This window comes from Comamonas testosteroni (genome assembly GCF_000761245.1).
In the GTDB taxonomy this organism is placed as follows: Bacteria; Pseudomonadota; Gammaproteobacteria; order Burkholderiales; family Burkholderiaceae_C; genus Comamonas; species Comamonas testosteroni_C.
In genome coordinates, this window is record NZ_AWOR01000007.1 from 1 (window position 1) to 515 (window position 515).

At 61.0% G+C, this 515-nt stretch carries 1 protein-coding gene; it reads left to right on the forward strand.

Going from position 1 to position 515, the window contains the following annotated elements:
* Positions 1-490, forward strand: a 490-nt coding sequence (locus P353_RS04110) for a Tn3 family transposase (RefSeq protein ID WP_034365722.1), incomplete at its 5' end; no start/stop codon positions are given.
* Between the last annotated feature and the right edge of the window lie 25 nt (positions 491-515).

Below are 515 nucleotides of genomic sequence, written 5' to 3' on the forward strand. Positions count from 1 at the left end.
TACGGTGACGGCCTCGCTGATGTTGCGCAAGCTCGGCAGCTATCCGCGTCAGAACGGACTGGCCGTTGCACTGCGCGAGCTGGGGCGCATTGAGCGCACGCTGTTCATACTGGATTGGCTGCAAAGCGTGGAGCTGCGCCGCCGCGTGCAGGCCGGACTCAACAAAGGCGAGGCGCGCAACGCGCTGGCCAGGGCGGTGTTCTTCAACCGACTGGGCGAAATCCGCGACCGCAGTTTTGAGCAACAACGCTACCGGGCCAGCGGCCTCAATCTGGTAACGGCGGCCATCGTGCTTTGGAACACGGCCTATCTGGAACGGGCAACCAATGCTTTGAACGGGCACGGCAAACCGGTAGACGAGACGCTGTTTCAATACCTGTCACCGCTGGGGTGGGAACACATCAATCTGACCGGCGATTACCTCTGGCGCAGCAGCACCAAGGTCGGCGCAGGCAAGTTCAGACCGTTGCGACCACTGCCACCGGCTTAACGTGCTTTATTTTCCGTTTTCTGAG